Source organism: Bradyrhizobium sp. TM239 (assembly GCF_036247985.1).
Taxonomy (GTDB): Bacteria; Pseudomonadota; Alphaproteobacteria; order Rhizobiales; family Xanthobacteraceae; genus Bradyrhizobium; species Bradyrhizobium ottawaense.
This window is the reverse complement of the sequence record NZ_BTIR01000013.1, coordinates 52407-73226: the sequence shown is the minus strand read 5'-3', so window position 1 is coordinate 73226 and position 20820 is coordinate 52407. Positions and strand designations below refer to the sequence as shown.

The 20820-nt window shown below is 64.5% G+C and carries 20 protein-coding genes and 1 pseudogene; 13 read left to right on the top strand and 8 right to left on the bottom strand.

Annotated features, from left to right (window positions below):
• Positions 1-102 precede the first annotated feature (102 nt).
• A complete protein-coding gene (locus tag AABA84_RS22925; protein WP_338313239.1) occupies positions 103-1593 on the bottom strand; it encodes an MFS transporter in 1491 nt (496 codons plus the stop codon).
• Between the two features lie 458 nt (positions 1594-2051).
• Between AABA84_RS22925 and guaB the strand changes: the two genes are divergently transcribed.
• From guaB to AABA84_RS22910, 3 genes are all read left to right on the top strand, one after another.
• Positions 2052-3542, top strand: a complete 1491-nt coding sequence (gene guaB / locus AABA84_RS22920) for an IMP dehydrogenase (RefSeq protein ID WP_212246382.1) — start codon at positions 2052-2054, stop codon at positions 3540-3542.
• Positions 3543-3797: 255 nt separating this feature from the next.
• Positions 3798-4820 (top strand): NADP-dependent oxidoreductase, encoded by a 1023-nt coding sequence (locus AABA84_RS22915; RefSeq protein ID WP_338313237.1) that lies wholly within the window; start codon positions 3798-3800, stop codon positions 4818-4820.
• Between the two features lie 170 nt (positions 4821-4990).
• Positions 4991-5290, top strand: coding sequence for a hypothetical protein (locus tag AABA84_RS22910; RefSeq protein ID WP_338313236.1), 300 nt, complete (start codon positions 4991-4993; stop codon positions 5288-5290).
• Positions 5291-5305: 15 nt separating this feature from the next.
• Here AABA84_RS22910 and AABA84_RS22905 read toward each other — a convergent pair whose 3' ends face one another.
• The gene (locus tag AABA84_RS22905) at positions 5306-6148 is read right to left on the bottom strand and encodes a metallophosphoesterase family protein (protein WP_338313234.1); all 843 of its coding nucleotides are present in this window, start codon (positions 6146-6148) and stop codon (positions 5306-5308) included.
• Between the two features lie 69 nt (positions 6149-6217).
• Positions 6218-6832: an acriflavin resistance protein gene (locus AABA84_RS22900; protein WP_338313233.1), complete on the bottom strand. Its 615-nt coding sequence runs from the start codon at positions 6830-6832 to the stop codon at positions 6218-6220.
• Positions 6833-7003: 171 nt separating this feature from the next.
• Between AABA84_RS22900 and AABA84_RS22895 the strand changes: the two genes are divergently transcribed.
• On the top strand, positions 7004-7426 hold the full coding sequence (locus AABA84_RS22895; RefSeq protein ID WP_338313232.1) for an MAPEG family protein: 423 nt from the start codon (positions 7004-7006) through the stop codon (positions 7424-7426).
• Positions 7427-7463: 37 nt separating this feature from the next.
• The gene (locus tag AABA84_RS22890) at positions 7464-8765 is read left to right on the top strand and encodes an RsmB/NOP family class I SAM-dependent RNA methyltransferase (RefSeq protein WP_338313230.1); all 1302 of its coding nucleotides are present in this window, start codon (positions 7464-7466) and stop codon (positions 8763-8765) included.
• 215 nt (positions 8766-8980) lie between these two features.
• Here AABA84_RS22890 and AABA84_RS22885 read toward each other — a convergent pair whose 3' ends face one another.
• The 3 genes from AABA84_RS22885 to AABA84_RS22875 all read right to left on the bottom strand — a co-directional run bounded on the left by AABA84_RS22885 (position 8981) and on the right by AABA84_RS22875 (position 10323).
• Positions 8981-9190: a cold-shock protein gene (locus tag AABA84_RS22885; protein ID WP_008141931.1), complete on the bottom strand. Its 210-nt coding sequence runs from the start codon at positions 9188-9190 to the stop codon at positions 8981-8983.
• Positions 9191-9455: 265 nt separating this feature from the next.
• The gene (locus tag AABA84_RS22880) at positions 9456-9788 is read right to left on the bottom strand and encodes a DHCW motif cupin fold protein (protein ID WP_338313228.1); all 333 of its coding nucleotides are present in this window, start codon (positions 9786-9788) and stop codon (positions 9456-9458) included.
• A 163-nt stretch (positions 9789-9951) separates the two neighbouring features.
• Positions 9952-10323 (bottom strand): nuclear transport factor 2 family protein, encoded by a 372-nt coding sequence (locus tag AABA84_RS22875; protein WP_338307006.1) that lies wholly within the window; start codon positions 10321-10323, stop codon positions 9952-9954.
• Positions 10324-10472: 149 nt separating this feature from the next.
• Between AABA84_RS22875 and guaA the strand changes: the two genes are divergently transcribed.
• The 4 genes from guaA to AABA84_RS22855 all read left to right on the top strand — a co-directional run bounded on the left by guaA (position 10473) and on the right by AABA84_RS22855 (position 14212).
• Positions 10473-12071: a glutamine-hydrolyzing GMP synthase gene (gene guaA / locus AABA84_RS22870; RefSeq protein WP_338313227.1), complete on the top strand. Its 1599-nt coding sequence runs from the start codon at positions 10473-10475 to the stop codon at positions 12069-12071.
• Positions 12072-12138: 67 nt separating this feature from the next.
• Positions 12139-13041, top strand: a complete 903-nt coding sequence (locus AABA84_RS22865) for an HNH endonuclease (RefSeq protein ID WP_338313225.1) — start codon at positions 12139-12141, stop codon at positions 13039-13041.
• 146 nt (positions 13042-13187) lie between these two features.
• Entirely contained in the window at positions 13188-13850 is a 663-nt protein-coding gene (locus AABA84_RS22860) for an SRPBCC family protein (protein ID WP_212246359.1), read from the top strand.
• Positions 13850-14212, top strand: coding sequence for an ArsR/SmtB family transcription factor (locus AABA84_RS22855; protein WP_104465384.1), 363 nt, complete (start codon positions 13850-13852; stop codon positions 14210-14212). The genes AABA84_RS22860 and AABA84_RS22855 overlap by 1 nt, the downstream gene beginning before the upstream one ends.
• A gap of 24 nt (positions 14213-14236) precedes the next feature.
• Here the strand turns inward: AABA84_RS22855 and AABA84_RS22850 are convergent.
• Positions 14237-14585 (bottom strand): annotated as a pseudogene (locus tag AABA84_RS22850) (AraC family ligand binding domain-containing protein).
• Between the two features lie 523 nt (positions 14586-15108).
• Here AABA84_RS22850 and AABA84_RS22845 point away from each other — a divergent pair.
• The 3 genes from AABA84_RS22845 (at position 15109) to AABA84_RS22835 (ending at position 19595) form a co-directional block, all read left to right on the top strand.
• Positions 15109-17112: a TonB-dependent siderophore receptor gene (locus tag AABA84_RS22845; RefSeq protein WP_338313224.1), complete on the top strand. Its 2004-nt coding sequence runs from the start codon at positions 15109-15111 to the stop codon at positions 17110-17112.
• A 118-nt stretch (positions 17113-17230) separates the two neighbouring features.
• Positions 17231-18490: a serine hydrolase domain-containing protein gene (locus tag AABA84_RS22840; RefSeq protein WP_338313222.1), complete on the top strand. Its 1260-nt coding sequence runs from the start codon at positions 17231-17233 to the stop codon at positions 18488-18490.
• A gap of 223 nt (positions 18491-18713) precedes the next feature.
• The gene (locus tag AABA84_RS22835) at positions 18714-19595 is read left to right on the top strand and encodes an AraC family transcriptional regulator (protein WP_338313220.1); all 882 of its coding nucleotides are present in this window, start codon (positions 18714-18716) and stop codon (positions 19593-19595) included.
• A 57-nt stretch (positions 19596-19652) separates the two neighbouring features.
• On the opposite strand, the gene AABA84_RS22830 is transcribed toward AABA84_RS22835, so the two are convergent.
• On the bottom strand, positions 19653-20153 hold the full coding sequence (locus AABA84_RS22830; RefSeq protein ID WP_338313218.1) for a peptide deformylase: 501 nt from the start codon (positions 20151-20153) through the stop codon (positions 19653-19655).
• 78 nt (positions 20154-20231) lie between these two features.
• Here AABA84_RS22830 and AABA84_RS22825 point away from each other — a divergent pair, with 78 nt between their 5' ends.
• Positions 20232-20816, top strand: coding sequence for a TetR/AcrR family transcriptional regulator (locus tag AABA84_RS22825; RefSeq protein WP_338313217.1), 585 nt, complete (start codon positions 20232-20234; stop codon positions 20814-20816).
• Positions 20817-20820: the final 4 nt, after the last annotated feature.

The following is a 20820-nucleotide window of genomic DNA, read 5'->3' as shown; positions in this document are numbered from 1 at the left end:
CCTCGAAGAGGCGAGCCCGGAATCCATGTTTCTACGGATTCTGTGGTGCGATGGATTCCGGGTTCGATGCTGCGCATCGCCCCGGAATGACCAAGGAGGTATTCACCCCAACCTTTGATCCCGCACGTCCTGGGTATCCTCCGTCGCGGTCTTCACCGCCGCCTTTTCTGCACCCTTGCCGGCGCCTTTGCGGCTGGCGATCTCCACGGCCTTGCGGCCGGAGATCTCATGGCCGGCATCGACGGGCATCTGCCAGAAGAACCAGCTCGACGCCGCCGAGGTCAGTGCGACGACGAGGAAGGCGGGGGCGAACACGGTGGCGTCGATCTCGCTGACATGGTTGAACCACATCGTCGTTTCCACGCAAGCCGCGCCGACGGCGACGCCGGCGGAGACCGCGAGCTGCTGGTTGACGCTGACGAGGGTGGTGGCGCGGCTCATTTGCGGCGTCTCGACGTCGGCATAGGCGACCGTGTTGATCGCGGTGAACTCCAACGATCGGAAGAAGCCGCCGACCACCAGGATGACCATGATGATGAGCAGCGGCGTCGTCACCGTGAACAGCGCACAGACGGCGAGGAAGAACGCGCTGACGATCGCGTTCACCGTCATCAGATTGCGGAAGCCGAAGGTGCGGATGATGCGCGCCGCCAGCGTCTTCATGCCCATGGCGCCGAGCGAAGAGGCGAAGGTGACGAGACCCGAATGGAACGGCGACAGCCCGAAGCCGATCTGCATCAAGAGCGGCAGCAGGAACGGCAGCGCGCCGATGCCGAGCCGGAACAGGAAGCCGCCGAACACGGCCGCGCGCAGCGTCGGCAGCTTCAGGAGCGAGAAATCGAGCACCGGCGAGCCCGTGCGCCGGGCGTGAATGACGTAGAGCGTCATCGAGATCGCGCCGCCCGCGATCAGCGCGGCGACGGTGCTCCAGGGCAGCAGGTTGAGACCGGCAACCGACAGGCCGAACGCGATGCCGGCGAGGCCGATGCCTGCGAGCACCATGCCGTAGAGGTCGAACGGCTCGCGCTCCTCGCTCTTGATAGGGTCGATGAAGCGCAGCGCCATGAAGATGCCGAGCAGCCCGATCGGGATGTTGATCAGGAAGATCCAGTGCCAGGACGCATAGGTCGTGATGAAGCCGCCGAGCGGCGGCCCGATCACGGGACCGATCAGGGCAGGGACCGTCACCCAGGCCATGGCGTTGACCAGTGCGCTCTTGTCGACCGAGCGCAGCAGCACGAGGCGCCCGACCGGCGTCATCATCGCCCCGCCCATGCCCTGCAGGATGCGCGCGAACACGAAATCGGTGACCGAACCCGAGAGCGCGCAGCCGACCGATCCCACCATGAACACGCCGACCGCGATCGCGAACACCATCCGCGCGCCGAACCGGTCGGCGGTCCAGCCGCTCGCCGGGATGAACACCGCGAGCGACAGCAGATAGGAGGTGATCGCGAGCTTCAACGTCAGTGGACTGGTGCCGATGTCGGCCGCGATCGCCGGCAGCGAGGTGGCGATCACCGTCGAGTCCATGTTCTCCATGAAGAGAGCAGTGGCCACGATCAGCGGAATGATGCGTTGCTTGTCGACCATGACGGATTGGTAATGAAAATCGGAAGAAGGAGCGAGAATTGCGGCTTATCACCGCCGTTGGTCCCCGACCATCGCGGATCGACGCATAGCACCTAAGTCTCGCGTAACAACGGTGTGACCCTTCTCGTCATTCCGGGGCGCGCCCCTTTGGCGCGAGCCCGGAATCCATCAGGCCGCAGGGATCGCTGCGGGATGGATTCCGGGCTCGCGACTTCGTCGCGCCCCGGAATGACGGTGGGGTGGGATAACGCCTGGCTGTCCATGCCGAATCTACCCCAAAAAAAGCCTGTGCATGGCTGGCCGGCGGTCCGAATTGCTTTGATTCGTCACGCGACCGTGCTATCGACCCGCGTCAACCCCACCGATGGGCTCCGATTCTCAAGGCGACGCCGCAAGGTACGCCGAGGGCGGCGCTCATCCATAGCTATTTGCGGCAGGGCCGCGGAAGGAGTTGGCACATGGCCACGGTGCAACAAGGCATTCGCGAAGCCTTTACGTTCGACGACGTGCTGCTGAAGCCGGGCCTGTCGGACGTCATGCCGGGCGAGGTCGACATCCGCTCCCGCGTCACCCGCGCCATTCCGCTCAACATCCCGATCATGGCCTCCGCCATGGACACCGTCACCGAAGCCCGCATGGCGATCGCGATGGCGCAGGCCGGCGGCCTCGGCGTCATCCACCGCAATTTCGATCCGGAAGGGCAGGCCGCCCAGGTGCGGCAGGTCAAGCGCTACGAGTCGGGCATGGTGGTGAACCCGCTCACCATCAGCCCCGAGGCCAGCCTCGACGATGCGCTCAAGCTGATGAGCGATCACGGCATCTCCGGCATTCCCGTCGTCACCGGCGCCGCCAAGAACATTCCGGGCAAGCTGGTCGGCATCCTCACCAACCGCGACGTGCGCTTTGCCACCGACCCCAGGCAAAAAGTCTCCGAGCTGATGACGCATGAAGGTCTCGTCACGGTGCGCGAGAATGTCAGCCAGGACGAGGCGCGTCGGATGCTGCACCAGCATCGCATCGAGAAGCTGCTGGTCGTCGACGAGCAATATCGCTGCGTCGGCCTCATCACCGTCAAGGACATGGAGAAGGCGGTCGCCCATCCGCTCGCCTGCAAGGATGCCCAGGGCCGCCTGCGCGTCGCCGCCGCTACCACCGTCGGCGACACCGGCTTCGAGCGGACCGAGCGGCTGATCGATGCCGGCGTCGATCTCGTCGTCGTCGACACCGCGCACGGTCATTCCCGTCACGTGCTGCATGCCGTGAACCGCATCAAGCGCCTCTCCAACTCGGTGCAGGTCGTCGCCGGCAACGTCGCCACCACCGAGGGCACGCAGGCATTGATCGATGCGGGCGCGGACTGCATCAAGGTCGGCATCGGCCCGGGCTCGATCTGCACCACGCGCATCGTTGCCGGCGTCGGCGTTCCCCAGCTCACCGCGATCATGGATGCGGTCGAGGCGGCGAAGAAGGCCGACATTCCCGTCATCGCCGATGGCGGGATCAAGTTCTCCGGCGACCTTGCCAAGGCGCTCGCCGCCGGCGCCGACATCGCGATGGTCGGCTCGCTGCTCGCCGGCACCGACGAGACGCCGGGCGAAGTGTTCCTGTGGCAGGGCCGTTCCTACAAGGCCTATCGCGGCATGGGCTCGGTCGGCGCGATGGCGCGGGGCTCGGCGGATCGCTACTTTCAGCAGGACATCAAGGATACGCTCAAGCTCGTGCCTGAAGGCATCGAGGGTCAGGTGCCCTACAAGGGCGCGGTCGGCCACGTCATGCACCAGCTCGCCGGCGGCTTGCGCGCCGCGATGGGTTATGTCGGCGCAAAGGACATGAAGGAGCTGCACGACAAGGCAAGCTTCGTCCGCATCACCGGCGCGGGCCTGCGCGAAAGCCACGTCCACGACGTCACCATCACGCGCGAGAGCCCGAACTATCCGGGCGGGGGCTAGTTCCTCCGCTCTCGTGCCCCGGACGCAGCGCAGCACCTCTTTGGTGATGCGCTGCAGAGCCGGGGCCCATGTCTCGGCATATTGCCGTGTTGCCTTCTGGGTCCCGGCTCTGCGCAGCAACGTTGCACGTTGCAGCGCGTCCGGGACACGAGAATTGCGTGCGTCTCTGCGTCTAACCACTCCACGCTTTTGTATTGACGTGCCTCGCTCCCTCCGCTTCCGTTCGCGCCGAAGCACAATCCGGAGGAAGCACCCATGTCCCAAGCCAAGCGCATCGTTCTCGCCGCGCGTCCCGTCGGCGAACCCAAATCATCTGATTTTCGCCTGGAGGAATTCGATGTCCCGGCGCCTGCGACAGGCGAAGTCCTGCTGCGCACGATCTGGCTGTCGCTCGATCCCTATATGCGCGGGCGCATGAGTGATGGTCCGTCCTATGCTGCGCCGGTGCCGGTCGGCGGCGTGATGGAAGGCGAGGCGGTGAGCGAGGTCGCGGCCTCCAACAATCCCGACTTTGCCAAGGGCGACATCGTCCGTGCACGGACCGGCTGGCAGACGCATGCGATCTCGAACGGCAAGGGCCTGATCAAGGTCGATCCCAGGCTGGGTCCGATCTCGACCTCGATCGGCGTGCTCGGCATGCCCGGCATGACTGCGTACACGGGCCTGCTCGACATCGGCAAGCCGCAAGCCGGCGAGACCGTCGTGGTCGCCGGCGCCTCCGGTGCAGTTGGCTCGGCCGTCGGTCAGATCGCGAAGATCAAGGGCGCACGCGCGGTCGGCATCGCCGGCGGCAAGGACAAGTGCGACTACGTGGTGAAGGAGCTGGGCTTCGATGCCTGCATCGATCACCGCGATCCCGATCTCGGCGCCAAGCTGAAGGAGGCCTGCCCGAAAGGCATCGACGTCTATTTCGAGAATGTCGGCGGCGCCGTGTTCGAGGCGGTGTTCCCGCTGCTCAATCCGTTCGCGCGCGTGCCGGTGTGCGGCCTGATCGCGCATTACAACGACACCGAAGCCAAGCCGCCGAAATGGGCCGCATCGATGATGCGCGCGACACTGACCAAGCGGCTGACCTTCCGCGGCTTCATCGTCTCCGACTTTGCCTCCCGCCATGGCGACTTCCTGCGCGACATGTCCTCTTGGGTCCGCGACGGCAAGGTCAAGTACAAGGAGTTCGTCACCGAGGGCCTGGAGAGCGCGCCCGGCGCCTTCATGGGCCTCTTGAAGGGCGCCAATTTCGGCAAGCAGCTGGTTCGGGTCGGGCCGGATAAGGCCTAGCGCGACACGGACTGGGGCTCCCGTGGCTCGGGAGCCACACGCCGCCCAGGGATAGTTAAGAAAGAGTCACCAAATGGTCACACCTGCCCGCAAAACCCGCAGGTGTGACCGGCTGTTCATTGACGCGACCGCGAAGGCATTGAATCATCGGGCATATTTTAGGTGCTGCGATGTTAGAGATCAGTGTTTTCTGCGTTATCCTGCTTGCCGCCGGCTATTGGCTGGCCATGTTCGTCATGGGCCGCCACGACGACGTTATTCATGGCAAGTTCGTCCATGTCGACGAGGAGAGCGATTTTGCTCGCCCCTCGATGCCGGCACCGCCCCCGCCATTCCCGAAGCGCCCGGTCAAGGCCGTGCCGCCTGTCAGGCAGCCGCCTGCCAATGATCTCGCGGCCAAGCCGGTGAACAGCGAGGCGCTGCAATCCTTGCTCGCGGCGATCCAGCAGGACCTCAAGAGCGTCGCCTGAGCCGATCGGCGCGCCTTAATGCTCGCCGCCCATCTGGGCGAGCACTTCCTCGATGTCGACATCGACCTGGCCCGCGGCCCTGACATGGCGGACCTCGAAACTGTCGGGCCGGAAGCGGTATTCGACCAGCCCGACTTCCTTGATCGCGACCCGGTCCTGGCGCTGATCGTTGATGACGAAGCCGGCCGACGGCGCCCAGACATGGCGGGTGTGGCAATGGGTGAAGTCGCGCCGCTGGTGCACGTGGCCACTGGCGATGAGGCGCAGATCGATCGTTCCGAGCATCTCGATCAGCCGTGCCCGCGCCGGCTGCGGCACGTAGCGGATCGCGGTCTCCGGTATCTCGGGGTCGTCCGGCAGGTTGAGAAACACCGGCTTGTGCAGGAACAGCGCGACCGGCCTGCCGTTCGTGCGCGCGATCTCCAGCGACAGCCAGTCGAACTGCTCGGCCTCGAAGGCGAGCCCGGAATTCATCACCAGCGAGTTGAGGCCGATGAAGCGCCAGCCTCCGGCCTCGAACGACCAATGGTCTTCGCCGATGAGGTCGCAGAATTGCCGGCGATGCGCTTCCGTGACCGGCGGTTTCGGCGCCGGGCCGATCGCGGTCGGATTGTCGCCGATGTCGTGATTGCCGGGGAGGTAACGGCAGGCGACGGGCAGGGCGTCGTGCAGGTCCTTTGCGAAGACGACATCGTCGCGGCTGGTCGGCCCGTCGAAGGCGACGTCGCCGGTGTTGATGACGAGATCGGGCCGGTTGCCGTCGATATGTTCGCTGATCGCCTGGAAGTTGGCGATCAGGCCGGGGAAGCGCCGGCCGAGATGGGTGTCGGAAATCTGCGTCAGGCGAAATTCGGACATGCGACCACCGTACCCGTGCTTGCGCGTCGGAACGATGACGGCGCGGGATGGATCGCAGGCGAACAAAGTTTAAAGCACGCGGTAGCGGATCGTGTAGGCGTCCTGCGGCGCGACGGCGTCGGCGAGCGGCGAGGCGATGCGGTCGGCGAGGTGCCAAGGGCCGAACTCGACGGAGCGATGCGGCTCGGAGGGCAGACGGAGGCGGAACTCGAAAATGCCCTTGCCCGGCAGGTTCACGACCAGCACGCGGTCCGCGGTGCGGTGGTTGAGCGCGACCGCGCCGCGCAGCAGCGCGCGGCCGTCCGAGAGGTCGCGCACGCCGTCGACCAGCGCCAGCGTCTGGTTGCGGTCGGTATGCAGCTCGATCTGGCTGTCGGTCATCGCCGTCAGCATCGCCCGGGGCATGCGGATCTCGAACTCCACGGCGGGCTTGGACGGGTTGAGGCCGAGATAGGCGAGCGCGGCGTGGCGCATATCGTAGGCGGCGAAGGCGAACAGGGCAGTGGCGGCCAGAGTGGCGAGGCCATGCCGGACGACGTCGCGCCAGGTTCGGTAGCTCAGGCGAAAGTAGACCGTCATCGCCAGCGCGACCGCAAGTGCCATCGCGATACCTGAGAGGGCCGACATCAGAATACCGAGCTGGCCGTCGGCGGATTCGGTCCAGAGGCTGGACAGGGTGGTCATGGCGCCATCTCGCCTCTATCTCGCCTTGGGCCCCCGAAAAGGAGCCGAAATCGCTTTAACTATCGGTGGTTGGTCGCAAGACCGGGAACGCCGGTTCAACTGGTTGATTGTCAGGACGAGGAGCGGCGGCTAATGACGGTTCGCGGCGTTCCGCCCTACGGGAAAGTTCCGATGTCCGTCCAAATGGTCCTGCTCCCTGTCTTCGTGCAGGTCGGCCTTACCTTCGCGCTTCTGATCGGCATGGTATTCGCGCGCCGCAAGACGCTGGTCTCGGGCGAGACCAGGATCCCCGACATTGCGCTCGGCGAGCCGAACTGGCCGAAGGGCGCCACACAGATCGCCAATTGCTACCGCAACCAGTTCGAGTTGCCGGTGCTGCTCTATGTCCTGATCGCGCTGGCGCTGCCCTTGCGCCATGCCGATCTCTTCATCGTGCTGATGTCCTGGGTGTTCGTGGTGACGCGCTTTGCCCATGCCGGGGTGTTCGTCTCCTCGAACGATCTCGGCCAGCGCTCCACGGTCTGGCTCGCCGGCGTGCTCGTGCTGCTGGCGATGTGGATCTACTTCGCGCTGAAGATGCTGTTGCTGATCTGAGCCGCGCGCCCGCCAACACTGATCTGAAAGATAGAGAATGACTCCCGCCGCCAGGCTGTCCGCAGCCATCGAACTGATCGACATCATCGAGAAAGACCGCGTGCCCGCGGCGAAGGCGCTGAAGGAGTGGGGTACCGCGCACCGCTTTGCCGGCTCGGGCGACCGCGCCGCCATCGCCGGCCTCGTCTGGGACGTGCTGCGCCGCTACGCCTCGAGCGCGTTCCTGATGGAGTCCGACACCGCGCGTGCCAGGTTGATCGGCATGCTCCGGCTCGAGCGCGACATGGACACGGCCACGATGGGCGCGTTGTTCGACGGCAGCCGCTTTGCGCCGGCGCCGCTGACCGAGGCGGAAGTGGCCGCGCTGGCCTCGCGCTCGCTCGAGGACGCACCGGCCGCGATCGCCGGCGACTATCCCGAATGGCTGGATCCGCACTTGGCAAAAGTGTTCGGCGAGGACCGCGCCGCGGAGGCGGCCGCGATGGCGAGCCGGGCCCCGCTCGACCTGCGCGTCAACACGCTAAAATCCAACCGCGACAAGGCGCTGCAGTCGCTTGCTCATCTTCATGCGAAACCGACGCCCTGGTCGGCAACGGGCCTGCGCATCGCGCTTTCGGCCGATGCGCGCAACCCCGGGATCCAGGCCGAAGAGGATTTCATCAAGGGCGCCGTTGAAGTGCAGGATGAGGGATCGCAGCTGGCGGCCCAATTCACCGCGGCAAAGCCCGGCGAGCAGGTGATCGACCTCTGCGCCGGCGCGGGCGGCAAGACGCTGGCGCTCGCCGCCCTGATGCAGGGCAAGGGCCGGCTGATCGCGACCGACAGCGACAAGCGCCAGCTCGCGCCGATCCACGAACGGCTGTCGCGCGCCGGCGTCCACAATGCCGATGTCCGCACGCCCAAGGGCGAGGCCGATCCGCTGGCCGATATCAGCGCAACGGCCGACCTCGTCGTGATCGACGCGCCCTGCACGGGAACCGGAACCTGGCGGCGCAACCCCGACGCCAAATGGCGGATGCGGCCGGGCGCGCTGGAGATTCGCCTGCGCGACCAGGCCGAGGTGCTGGAGCGCGCGGTGCCGCTGGTGAAGGCTGGCGGCCGCATTGCCTACATCACCTGCTCGGTGCTGTCGGAAGAGAACGGCGAGCAGGTGAGGGCGTTCGTCGCGCGCCATCCCGAGTTCGCGGCCGTGCCGCCCGAGCAGACCGCGAGCGTGCTGTGGGACAAGGCGGAGGCTTTTGGCGAGGCCGCGCTGCAGTCGCCTGAGGGCTGGCTGATGACGCCGCGGCGGACCGGGACGGACGGGTTTTTCGTCTCGGTGTTGAAGAAGGCGGGCTGACAATACTCCGCCGTCATTCCGGGGCGCCCGCAGGGCGAGCCCGGAATCCATCGCGCGGCAGTCTCTGCGGTCCAATGGATTCCGGGCTCTCGCTTCGCGAGCCCCGGAATGACGGGGAGCCGAAACAAAAGCCCCGCGCACCGGATCCCGGTGGCGGGGCTTTCATTTTTCTAACGTTCTGCCGGTACGTCCGTGGTCAGAACGCTGCGTAGGCGTTAGCCGACGCGGAGATTGTCAGCCGAGGACTTGCCGCTGCGACGATCGGCGACGATGTCGAACGAGACCTTCTGACCCTCGTTGAGGGAGGAGAGGCCGGCGCGCTCGACGGCGCTGATGTGCACGAACACGTCCTTCTGGCCGTCGTCCGGCTGGATGAAACCATAACCCTTTTGGGTGTTGAACCACTTCACGGTGCCCATAGCCATGGGAATTTCCTTTAGTTAGTTAGAGAGGGTACGCACGTGGACCGGTACGCAGCATTGCGCCCATGGCCCTGTTCAGTCGATGTTTGGAGAAGTCATCTGAAGCGTGCGCGCCCGTCAGCAACGAAGCGAAGCGGCCCAGTCGTTCGGCCAAGTATCGATGATCACAATATAGCGAGAATTTGGGGCCAGTTCAAGGCACCACCCGTGGCCCGGCACGTCGCACGACTTTGCTATTTTGCGGTGCAAATTAACCGCCCGGCGGATCTCAGTCCACGATGAAGAGCGTGGCCCCGGTCGCGGTCGAGGACCGGTGCGCGGCGTCGCCGTGATCCGAGACCTGGTAGCTCATCCCGGCCGTGAGCTTGAATTTGCGCCCGTCGCGCAGCTCGCTGTCGAGCTCGCCCTTGAGCACGTAGAGCACGTGGCCGCGATCGCACCAATGGTCGGCCAGATAGCCCGGCGAATACTCCACCATCCGCACCCGGAGGTCGCCGATGTTGAGCATCCGCCATGTGGCTAGGCCGGTCTCGCCCGGATGCGTCGTCGGCGCAACCTTGCTCCAGTCGGTGACGGTGAAGGGTGAGGTGGGGAGCTTCATGGGGGGAATCCTATGGCGGAGCCGGCGGAGGGTTTGTTATCGCAAGCTGTCTCCACAGTCTCCGTCATTGCGAGGAGCTCTTGCGACGAAGCAATCCAGACTGTCGCCGCGGAGGGATTTTGGATTGCTTCGCTGCGCTCGCAATGACGGGGAGCGAGCGGCGTCAATGCGCCAAATGGTTCGCCGATCCCTGCACGATCAGCCCCGCATCATTCACCCGCAGATATTCGCAGATCTTCTTGCCGCGCTCGTTGGCGTAGAACACCACGACGCTATCGGGGCTGACGAACAATTCGATCAGCGAAAAATGCAGCTCCGGGAGCAGGGCGAGCGCCTTGCCCCAATACGCCCGCAAGGCGTCCTTGCCGCGCACCGTGCCGCTGGCGTCGAACCCCATCGCCGGGATGCGGTCCGAGGTCATCACGGCCGCGTCGTCATAGAGCGCCAGCACGCGTTCGAGGTCGCGCGCATTCCAGGCCTCGACCCAGGTTCGGCCGAGCGCGGCAAGCGTTGATGGCTGATGATGCTGTGGCATGGCGTTCTCCCTGATCGGCCCCTGGTTGAGACGCGGGGCAAATTAGGTCAATGATACTTACCTATATACATTTGTCCATGCCCAAAGAAGCATGTGGGCGCGCCGCCACCGCGGTTGCGGCTCGCGCGCTGCCAGCGTATTTGCTGGCCATGACAGCAGCACAGAACGACCGCTCCGCGTCGACGCCCTCGGTGGCCTCGGCGCATGACAAGATTCTCATCGTCGACTTCGGCAGCCAGGTGACGCAGCTGATCGCGCGTCGCGTGCGCGAGGACGGCGTCTATTGCGAGATCGTCCCGTTCAACAAGGCCGAAGCCGCCTTCAACGAGATGAAGCCGAAAGCGGTGATTCTCTCGGGCGGCCCCGAGTCGGTCCACGAGGCCGGCTCGCCCCGCGCCCCGCAAGCGATCTTCGACTCCGGCGTGCCAGTGATGGGCATCTGCTACGGCCAGATGACCATGGCGGCCCAGCTCGGGGGCGAGGTCGAGGGTGGCCATCACCGCGAATTCGGCCGCGCCGATGTCGAGGTCAAGGCGCCGAGCAAGCTGTTCGAGGACGTCTGGTCATCGGGCGGCAAGAACCAGGTCTGGATGAGTCACGGCGACCGCATCACCAAGATGCCGCCGGGCTTCTCCGTCGCCGGCACCTCGCCGAACGCGCCGTTCGCGATCATCCAGGACGAGACGCGCAAATATTACGGCCTGATGTTCCACCCCGAAGTGGTGCACACGCCCGACGGCGCGAAACTGATCCGCAACTTCGTGCGCAAGATCGCAGGGCTCACCGGCGACTGGACCATGCGCGCCTTCCGCGAGGAAGAGATCGCAAAAATCCGTGCCCAGGTCGGCAAGGGCAAGGTGCTCTGCGGCCTCTCCGGCGGCGTCGATTCGGCCGTTGCGGCCGTGCTGATCCACGAAGCCATCGGCGACCAGCTCACCTGCGTGTTTGTCGATCACGGCATGCTGCGCCTCGACGAAGCCAAGACCGTCGTCGACCTGTTCCGCCACCACTACAACATCCCGCTCGTGCACGTGGATGCGTCCAAGCAGTTCCTCGGCGAGCTCGAAGGCGTCACCGATCCCGAAACCAAGCGCAAGACCATCGGCCGCCTCTTCATCGAGGTGTTCGAGCAGGAGGCCAAGAAGATCGGCGGCGCCGACTTCCTGGCGCAAGGCACGCTCTACCCTGACGTGATCGAGAGCGTCTCCTTCACCGGCGGCCCCTCGGTCACCATCAAGTCGCACCACAATGTCGGCGGTCTGCCCGAACGCATGAACATGAAGCTGGTCGAGCCCCTGCGCGAGCTGTTCAAGGACGAGGTGCGCAAGCTCGGCTACGAGCTCGGCCTGCCCGAAATCTTCGTCGGCCGCCACCCGTTCCCGGGCCCGGGCCTCGCCATCCGCTGCCCCGGCGACATCACAAGCGACAAGCTCGACATCCTGCGCAAGGCCGACGCCGTCTACATCGACCAGATCAGGAAGCACGGTCTCTACGACGAGATCTGGCAGGCTTTTGCCGTGCTGCTCCCGGTGAAGACAGTCGGCGTCATGGGCGACGGCCGCACCTACGACTACGTCGTGGGCCTGCGCGCCGTCACCTCAACCGACGGCATGACCGCGGACTTCTACCAGTTCGATATGAAGTTTCTGGGCGAGACCGCCACGCGCATCATCAACGAGGTGAAGGGTGTGAATAGGGTGGTGTACGATGTGACGAGCAAGCCGCCTGGGACGATTGAGTGGGAGTAGGGGCTCCTCTCAAGGTTCAACAGAGCTGAATTAGCTCGTTACTTCTCGGAGAGGCGGCGCGGCATAAATGGGATTTGGGGTATTCATCCATCGATCGGACTCGATCTACGATGACAGCCCCGCTGAGCAATACCAGTTTCCCGGTCAATATCTGCGGCGCGTCGAGGCCTGCGTCGGCGATTGGATCATTTATTATGAGCCAAGCAAGGTCGCCGAGACGCGGGGCTACTTTGCGATCGCCCGGGTTCAGCGAGTCATTCCCGATTCCGGTACTTCGGGAATGTACCTCGCTCTGATCGAGCCCGGAAGTTATCTCGACTTTGCCAATCCGGTCCCTTTCAACACGGCGACTGGTCCGGTTGAGCGCGGTGTACTGAATGAGCAGGGACGAATCTCGGGGCGTGCTCAGTCGGCCGTCCGGCCAATCTCAGCGGACGATTTCAATGGAATATTCGAACTCGGTTTCGCGGAAGGCGCGCCGCTGCTGCCCCGAGTCGATACCGATGTTCGATTGTCTCAACTCGACGAAAGTCAGCAGGCGCCGTTCATACTCGAGCAGCAGCGCGATCGCGTTAGCTTGACGGTATCGAGAGTCTTGCGTGACCGCGTCTTTCGTCGGATCGTCTTGCGAGCCTACGACGAGCGCTGCGCCATTACCGGGCTTAAGCTCATTAACGGAATGGGGCGCGCGGAAGTTGCTGCGGCGCACATTCGGCCTGTGGAGGCAAATGGGCCGGACATCGTGAGCAATGGGATCGCTCTCTCCGGTACCGCTCATTGGATGTTCGATCGTGGCTTGATCAGCTTGGCCGATGATCTGAAAATATTGATCTCGCGCCAGACAAACGACCTGGAAGGGGTCCGCTCGGTCATCAACAAGACCGGTCGTGCACTCGAGCCAAGAAGACCGTCGGATCGGCCTCATCCGCATTTTCTGCAATGGCACCGCGAGCATTGTTTTAAGCAATAGGCGCGCTCTCAGCCCGCAGGATAGGTAGAGCGCAGCGGAACCCATTGCGCGCGACGGCGAGGCGCAAGTCGCCTGTCGTAATATAAGTATTGACTTATATAAGACCATGCCGATATTCCTTCACGAAACCAGAAGGGAGGTCCGGGATGGAGATCGACGTTGCCAGGGTGTTGGGACTTGTCACGCGTTCGGTGCGAAATTTCGAGAAGGACGGGAAGCCGGCCAGCGCGGTCACCTTGACGCGCCTTTACGACACCAGCGTCGACGATCTCTGGGACGCGCTGACGAGCAGGGAACGCATCCCGCGCTGGTTCCTGCCGGTCGAGGGAGACCTCCAGCTCGGCGGAAGGTATCAGCTCAAGGGCAATGCGGGCGGCACCATCACGGCCTGTGCGCCGCCCACCCATTTCGCGGCGACATGGGAATTCGCGGGCGCGGTCAGCTGGATCGACGTCACGCTGGCGGCAGAACGGAGCCAGGCGCGCTTGACGCTTGAGCACAGCGCGATGATCGAGGATCATTGGAATCAGTTCGGTCCGGGTGCGGTCGGCATCGGTTGGGACCTCGCCATTGCCGGGCTCGAGCGATACGTTGCGACGGGCGCATCGGTCGACCACGAGACGGCCGAGGCGTGGATGGGCTCGCCCGAGGGCAAGGAATTCATGACCGGGAGCGGCGAATTTTGGCGCGCAGCGCATGTCGCGAGCGGGGTGGATGAGGCCTCGGCGAAGCAACGCTCGGACCGTACCATTGCCTTTTATCGCGGCGAGATGCCGCCTGACATCGCGCACCCCGGCACAGGAAGCTGATGCACGTCTTCGAAGTCCTCGCCGATCCCGTGCGCCGACGCATCCTCGAACTGCTCGCCCCCGGAGAGATGGCATCCGGGGAAGTCGTGGAGGCGATCGGGGCCGAATTCGGCATCACGCAAGCCGCCGTGTCGCAGCATCTGAAGGTGCTGCGCGAGAGCGGCTTTGCGACCGTTCGGGCCGAAGCGCAAAGACGCCTCTACTCGGTCGACGTGGCCGGACTTCAGGCAGTGGATGCGTGGGTCGGTCGGTTCAGGACTTTCTGGGAGCCGAAGCTCGACGCGCTGGCGACGGAGATCGCGCGCGGCAAGCGGGAGCGACGCAATGCACCGCTGACCAAGCGGAGCGGCAAGAGGGCCTGAGAGCTGCGCCGAACCCGAACCGCCTCACTCAAGCGCCTCCTGCCAATGTGGATAGGTGACGTAGGCCGTGACGGCGCCTTGCTCGTGCGAGCGGATAGTGACTTTCTCGCCCTTGGGCATGTAGATGATCTCGCCGGGGCCTGCCGTGACGGTGCCGGCTTCACTCGACACCGATAGCTTGCCCTCCAGCACGAGCATGACATCGTCCACGGCGAGCTTTTCATCGAGGCTCTGGTTCGGCGCATAGCGGCCGAATCCGATGGTGATCGGGCCGCCGTGGCGCTGGTCGATCACATTGCCTGCGAAAATGTCTCCGTCCTGCCCGGGCGAGCGTGAACGACGCATCCGCCACGGCAAACTTGCGAACCTTCATGGGATCCTTCCGTTCCGCGCTTGAGTTGACAGGGTGGAACGGTAGACGCCTGACGCCGGTGTTTGTTCAACATCGCCGCGGGGCGGTTTGACGCAGCGCTCGCAGCGCCATCCATCAAGGGGTGCGATGTCCAGATGTCGCACGCTGCGCATACGGGATCGGAGTCGCAACAATGCCACAGTCGCGACGAGACGACATTCTTTAGACCCATTCAATTTCGCTTCCTTGTTTCCGTGTGCCCATAAGTCCGCGTCTGATTTTTTGCTCACCGGGGATTGGAATGCTGAGTTTGAATGCCGTGAGGCATGGTTTTCTCGCGACCTGCAGTTTGTTCGTGTTGGATGCAGGACTTGACGGCAAGAGTTACGCTCAATCTCAGCTACCGCCAGTGACGGTCGATGCTCCAAAGCCGCAGCAGGCCCGCCGCGCGCAGTCCGCGCGGCCCGGTGCCGCAAGCGAGATGCGACGATCGGTGCGGCGGCCGAATCCGCGCAGGGAGGCGCAGATTGCTGCAGCAGCTCCGGTGTCGGTCACGACTCTTCAGAGTGCGATGGGTCCGGTCCAGGGCTTCGTCGCAACGCGCAGCGCCACCGGCACCAAGACGAATACGCCGCTGATCGAGACGCCGCAGTCCGTCTCGGTCGTGACGCAGGACCAGATCCGCGACACCGGCGCACGAACCGTCGGCGAGGCGTTGGCCTACACCGCCGGCGTGCAGACGCAGCCATACGGCTTCGACCCGCGTTATGATCAGTTTCTGATCCGGGGATTTGCGGCCAACCAGTACGGCAATTATCGGGACGGCTTGCGGCAGGGCAACGGCTCGTTCGCCTATTTCCGCAACGAGCCCTATGGCGCCGAGCGCATCGAGGTGATGCGCGGTCCGTCGTCCGTGCTGTACGGTGCCAATGAAGCCGGTGGCATGGTGAACTATGTGAGCAAGATGCCGCTCGACAAGCGGCTCAACGAGGTTGGCCTCGATATCGGCAATTTCGATCGCTATCAGGGACGTTTCGACTTCAGCGGACCGAGCCTTGATAACGACAAGCTGCTCTATCGCTTCACCGGGCTGGTGCGCGACAGCGGCACGCAGATTCCCGGGACGTGGGACGACCGCGTGTTTTTCGCCCCGAGCGTGACCGCCAAGCTGAACGAGGATACGACGCTGACCGTGCTGGCCGAGTACGAGCGCAGCAAGACGTCGATGTGGCCGTATTACCTTCGCAACCCGGTGACCGGCGTGGTCACCAATATTCGTCTCGGCGATCCCGCATTCGACGCGCTCACGCAGTGGCAGGCCTCGGTCGGTTACAGGCTCGAGCATCGCTTCAACGAGGCATTGGCGTTCCGGCAGCATGTCCGGCTCGGACATGTGTCGTTCGAGGGCAACATGGTCGATGCGCTCAGTTTGTCGCCGGATGGCCGCACCCTCAACCGTTACGCGGCGACCTTCCGTGAGCGGCTGAACACATTCAACGTCGACAACCAGATCGAGGCCAAGCTGGCCACCGGTCCGATCAAGCATACGGTCCTCGCGGGTGTTGATTATTTCCGGCAAAGCACGACGCTGGACTATTATGCCGGCTTGGCGCCGTCGCTCGATCTGATCAATCCGGTTTACGGCAGTTCGGCGCCGACGATGCCTCTGGGGCTCATGAGCACCAACAGCCAAACGCTCGGCCAGGTCGGGCTTTACGCACAAGACCAGATGGCGTGGGGCGGCTGGCGGCTGACCGTCGGCGGCCGGCAGGATTTTGCCGAGCTCTCGAACCGCAACGACCTGACGGGTGTGACGAGCAACAGCGAGCCAAGCAAGTTCACCGGCCGCGCCGGATTGTTGTATCTGTTCGAGTCGGGGCTTGCCCCCTATGTGAACTATGCGACATCGTTTCTGCCGCTAACCGGCACGACGGCACCCCAGCGCGGCGGTACACCATTCGCGCCAACGACGGGTGAATCGTTTGAAGCCGGTATCAAGTATCAGCCGCTTGGCTGGAACAGTTACTTCACCGCGACCTGGTTCAACCTCACCAAGGACAACGTGTTGACCATCGATCCGGCCTTTCCGACTTTTTCGGTGCAGACCGGTCAGGTTCGTTCGCGCGGCGCCGAGCTCGAGGCCGTGCTGTCGCTGGCCGAGGGTCTCAAAGGTGTCGCGTCCTACAGCTATACCGATGCCATCGTGACGCGCAGCAATGGCCTTGATCTCGGCAAGGTGCCGATCGGCGTGCCGTTGCAGCAGGCGGCGATCTTCCTCGATTACACCTGGCAGAATGGCCTGCTTGCAGGCTTTGGCGTCGGTGCCGGTGCGCGATGGATCGGGCAGACCTGGGCGGACGAGGTCAATACGATCAGGAATCCGGCCGTCACGGCGTTTGATGCGGGCGTGCATTCCGACTATCGCGGCATGCGCTTGGCTCTGAATGCGCGCAATCTGTCGGATGAGCGCGTTCCGATCTGCAATGGTGGGACCTGCGCGTTCACGCAGGGACGGACCGTGCTGGGGAGCGCGACAGCGCGGTGGTGAGCAGGGCTGGCGCTGCCGCCGATCCGATCGGCGCGCAGGGACCCGGCGCAAACGTCGGATGTCCGTCTCGTTCGGCCGTGATACGACGCCCGCATCGTCCTCTCCGGAGCCAGCTTGCATGTCCACTGCGATCGCCCCCAGCCAACAGCCCGCCACCGCCGCCGAGACCGATCCCGAAACCGTCGGCTGGATGAAGGGCTTTCCGCCGGCGCCGGACCGCACCATCACCTTCCAGAACGGCTCCTTCCGCAGCTTCCCCGAACTCCGCTGGGCCTGGAGCAACATCCGCCAGCTGGTGCCCACCGTAAACGTCTGGCGCGGGGCGGGGCCGGCTTCGCCACTGCCGCGCGCGGATCACGACATCGGCGCGGTCGCCTCGACCACGATGGACGGGCGGCCGATGACCTTCGCGAAAATGCTGGAGGAGACGTACACGGACGGCATCGCCGTGCTGCATCGGGGCAGGCTGATCTATGAGCGCTATTTCGGCGCGTTGAAGCCGCACAAGCCGCATATCGGGATGTCCGTGACGAAGTCCTTCACCGGCGTGCTCGCCGGCATTCTGGTCAGCGAGGGCAAGATCGATCCCCAGGCTTCCGTGACCGACTATGTGCCGGAGCTGAGGGCCAGCGGGTTCGGCGATGCGCGCGTGCACGAGGTCATGGATATGACCACGGGGCTCGCATACACCGAGGTCTACACCGACAAGAATTCCGCCGTGTGGGGATTGCGGCGCGCCAACGGCATGGCGCCGATCCCGCCTGACTATGATGGCCCGACCACGATCTTCGACTTCCTCATGGCGCAGCAGAAGCAGGGCGAGCACGGCAAGGCCTTTGCCTACAAGACCGTCAACACCGACGTGCTGGCCTGGATCATCAGGCGCGCCAGCGGCATGACGCTGTCCGATCTTCTGTCGGAGCGCATCTGGCAGCCGATGGGCGCGGAGGAGGATGCGCATTATCACGTCGATCGCATCGGCACCGAAAGCGGTGGCGGCGGTCTCTCCACCAGCTTGCGCGATCTCGCCCGCTTCGGCGAGACCATGCGCAACCACGGCCGCTTCAACGGCCGGCAGATCGTGCCGTCGCAAGTGGTCGAGGACATCGCGCGCGGCGGCGACCCTGAGAAATTCAAGCCGGCCGGCTACACCACGCTGCCCGGCGCGTCCTACCGCAATCAATGGTGGGTCACGCACAATGAGCACGGCGCTTATATGGCGCGCGGCGTCTACGGTCAGGGCATCTATGTCGATCCCAAAGCCGAGATGGTGATCGCGCGCTACGCCTCGCACCCCGTCGCCGGCAACGCCGCCAACGATCACGTGACGCTGCCGGCCTACATGGCGTTGGCGAAGGCGCTGATGGCGGGCGGGTAGGGCGCCAGGCTGCGTAGGGTGGATTAGCCTGCGGCTGCGCGAAGCGCAGTCCGCCGGCGTAATCCACCATTCTCTCGGCACGCCGCAGTCAAAGTTGGCGGATTACGCTTCGCTAATCCGCCCTACGGGCCGGCGAATGCCGCGATATCCTCTCAAACCGCAAGATCGGTCGAGCGCATCACGGCCATCACCGCCTAACTAAAGCCGCCACGGAGCAGGGACGATGAAGGCGGCGCTGCAAAACTATCAGGACCGGATGCGGCGGGTGCTGGACCATATCGACCGGCACCTCGACGATGATCTGGACCTGGAAAGGCTGAGCGCTGTTGCGGCCTTCTCGAAATTTCATTTCCACCGGCAGTTCGCGGCGACCTTCGGGCTGTCCGTGCATCGCTATGTCCAGCTCGCCCGTATGAAGCGCGCTTCCTATCGGCTGGCCTACAGTGACGTCCAAAGCGTGACGGATATCGCGATGGACGCCGGTTACGAAGCCCCGGATGCCTTCGCCCGCGCCTTTCGGCAACGGTTCGGGCAGTCGCCGTCGTCGTTCCGCAACTCTCCCGACTGGGAGCCGTGGCTTGTGGCCTTCGGGCCTCTCGACAATGCGAGGAGCAAGCTCATGCAAAAGACTTTCACCAACGACGACGTGACGATCCGCGATGTGCCCGCGACGCGGGTGGCGATCATGGAGCATCGGGGCGACCCGGCAACGCTCGGCGACACCATCCGGCGGTTCATCGCCTGGCGCAAGGCAGCGGGCCTGCATCCCAGGACAAATCCGACCTTCAATGTCTGGCGGTCCGAACGACGTCCTGCCTCGCCCGCCGCTTACAGCGTGGACCTCTGTGTCGGGACCGACCAGCCGATCGAGGCGAATGGCGAAGAGGTCAAGGCCGGCGAGATCCCCGGCGGGCGCTGCGCCGTGCTGCGGGTCGTCGGCTACACCGACAATCTGGAGCCCGCCGCGCTCTACCTTTATCGCGACTGGCTTCCGGCCAGCGGCGAGGAAGCGCGCGACTTCCCGATCTATTGCCAGCGGCTGAGCTTCTTCCCGGACGTGCCCGAGCATGAGACGGTTGCGGAGCTTTTTCTGCCGCTGAAATGATTGCCTAAGGTGGATTATGCCCGCGGCTGCGCGAAGCGCAGTCGCGGCCAACCCGTCCTACATATTCCGCCCCATCTTCTCGTACTTCTTCACCAGCCGCTCCCGCTTCAGTCGCGACAGCCGCTGGATCCAGAACACGCCGTCGAGCTGGTCGATCTCGTGCTGATGGCAGACGGCGCGCAGGCCGTCCGACTCCTCGCTCTGCATGCTGCCGTCGAGGTCCCAATAGCTGATCCGCACCCGCGCGTGGCGCTGCACCTCGTCGTTGACCCCGGGCATCGAGACGCTGCCTTCGCGGTGCAGGATCATCTCGGGTGACGTCCATTCAATGACCGGATTGACGTAGGTGAGGGGGCCGTCCTTGGCGTCGAGCTCGAGCACGACGACGCGCAAGGGCATGCCGATATGCGGCGCGGTGATGCCGATGCCGGGCGCGGCGCGCATGGTGTCGAGCAAATCCGCTGCAAGCTCGCGCAAGCCGTCGTCGAATGCGGTGACCGGACGTGCCGGCATCGCGAGCCGGCGGTCGGGATAGCGCACGATGGGGCGAATGGTCATGCAGGGCTCCTACCACTCACGGAGGGTTGAAGCACGCCGTTCTTGACTGCCTACCAACTGGAAGGTAGCTAACCTGCCATGACCAAGATATCCTCGACCGCCGACGACATTCTGGCCTGCGCCCGCACGCTGATCATGGCCGGCGGCTACAACGGCTTCAGCTACGCCGATGTGGCCGAGATCGTCGGCATCCGCAAGCCGAGCATTCACCACCATTTCGCCAGCAAGGTCGATCTGGTCCGCACCCTCGTGTCGCGATATCGCGAGGAAGCGCAGGCGGGGCTGGCGGCCATGGAGCGAAACGTCCCCGACCCCGGCGAGCAGCTCAAGAGCTATGTCGCGTATTGGGAAGCGTGCATCAAGGATGCGACGGCTCCGTTCTGTGTCTGCGCGCTGCTCGCCAGCGAGCTTCCGATCCTGCCTGAGGAGGTCGCGCTCGAGGTCCGGGCTCACTTCCGCTCGCTGGCGTCGTGGCTGACATCGGTGATGGAGCGCGGCAAGCGGCAGGGGCGGCTTCAGCTCTCCGGCACGGCCCGGATCGAGGCTGAAGGATTCATGGCGACCGTTCACGGCGCGATGCTGTCGGCGCGAGCCTATGGCGATCCGAAAATGTTCGGGATCATTGCGCGGCCGCTGCTGGATCGGCTTTCCCCCAGGCACTGACGCC

Bases quoted from the DNA above. Each gene is read 5' to 3' on its own strand.
- AABA84_RS22925 (WP_338313239.1), bottom strand. From the start codon at position 1,593: ATGGTCGACAAGCAACGCATCATTCCGCTGATCGTGGCCACTGCTCTC.
- guaB (WP_212246382.1), top strand. From the start codon at position 2,052: ATGGCCACGGTGCAACAAGGCATTCGCGAAGCCTTTACGTTCGACGAC.
- AABA84_RS22915 (WP_338313237.1), top strand. From the start codon at position 3,798: ATGTCCCAAGCCAAGCGCATCGTTCTCGCCGCGCGTCCCGTCGGCGAA.
- AABA84_RS22910 (WP_338313236.1), top strand. From the start codon at position 4,991: ATGTTAGAGATCAGTGTTTTCTGCGTTATCCTGCTTGCCGCCGGCTAT.
- AABA84_RS22905 (WP_338313234.1), bottom strand. From the start codon at position 6,148: ATGTCCGAATTTCGCCTGACGCAGATTTCCGACACCCATCTCGGCCGG.
- AABA84_RS22900 (WP_338313233.1), bottom strand. From the start codon at position 6,832: ATGACCACCCTGTCCAGCCTCTGGACCGAATCCGCCGACGGCCAGCTC.
- AABA84_RS22895 (WP_338313232.1), top strand. From the start codon at position 7,004: ATGTCCGTCCAAATGGTCCTGCTCCCTGTCTTCGTGCAGGTCGGCCTT.
- AABA84_RS22890 (WP_338313230.1), top strand. From the start codon at position 7,464: ATGACTCCCGCCGCCAGGCTGTCCGCAGCCATCGAACTGATCGACATC.
- AABA84_RS22885 (WP_008141931.1), bottom strand. From the start codon at position 9,190: ATGGCTATGGGCACCGTGAAGTGGTTCAACACCCAAAAGGGTTATGGT.
- AABA84_RS22880 (WP_338313228.1), bottom strand. From the start codon at position 9,788: ATGAAGCTCCCCACCTCACCCTTCACCGTCACCGACTGGAGCAAGGTT.
- AABA84_RS22875 (WP_338307006.1), bottom strand. From the start codon at position 10,323: ATGCCACAGCATCATCAGCCATCAACGCTTGCCGCGCTCGGCCGAACC.
- guaA (WP_338313227.1), top strand. From the start codon at position 10,473: ATGACAGCAGCACAGAACGACCGCTCCGCGTCGACGCCCTCGGTGGCC.
- AABA84_RS22865 (WP_338313225.1), top strand. From the start codon at position 12,139: ATGGGATTTGGGGTATTCATCCATCGATCGGACTCGATCTACGATGAC.
- AABA84_RS22860 (WP_212246359.1), top strand. From the start codon at position 13,188: ATGGAGATCGACGTTGCCAGGGTGTTGGGACTTGTCACGCGTTCGGTG.
- AABA84_RS22855 (WP_104465384.1), top strand. From the start codon at position 13,850: ATGCACGTCTTCGAAGTCCTCGCCGATCCCGTGCGCCGACGCATCCTC.
- AABA84_RS22840 (WP_338313222.1), top strand. From the start codon at position 17,231: ATGTCCACTGCGATCGCCCCCAGCCAACAGCCCGCCACCGCCGCCGAG.
- AABA84_RS22835 (WP_338313220.1), top strand. From the start codon at position 18,714: ATGAAGGCGGCGCTGCAAAACTATCAGGACCGGATGCGGCGGGTGCTG.
- AABA84_RS22830 (WP_338313218.1), bottom strand. From the start codon at position 20,153: ATGACCATTCGCCCCATCGTGCGCTATCCCGACCGCCGGCTCGCGATG.
- AABA84_RS22825 (WP_338313217.1), top strand. From the start codon at position 20,232: ATGACCAAGATATCCTCGACCGCCGACGACATTCTGGCCTGCGCCCGC.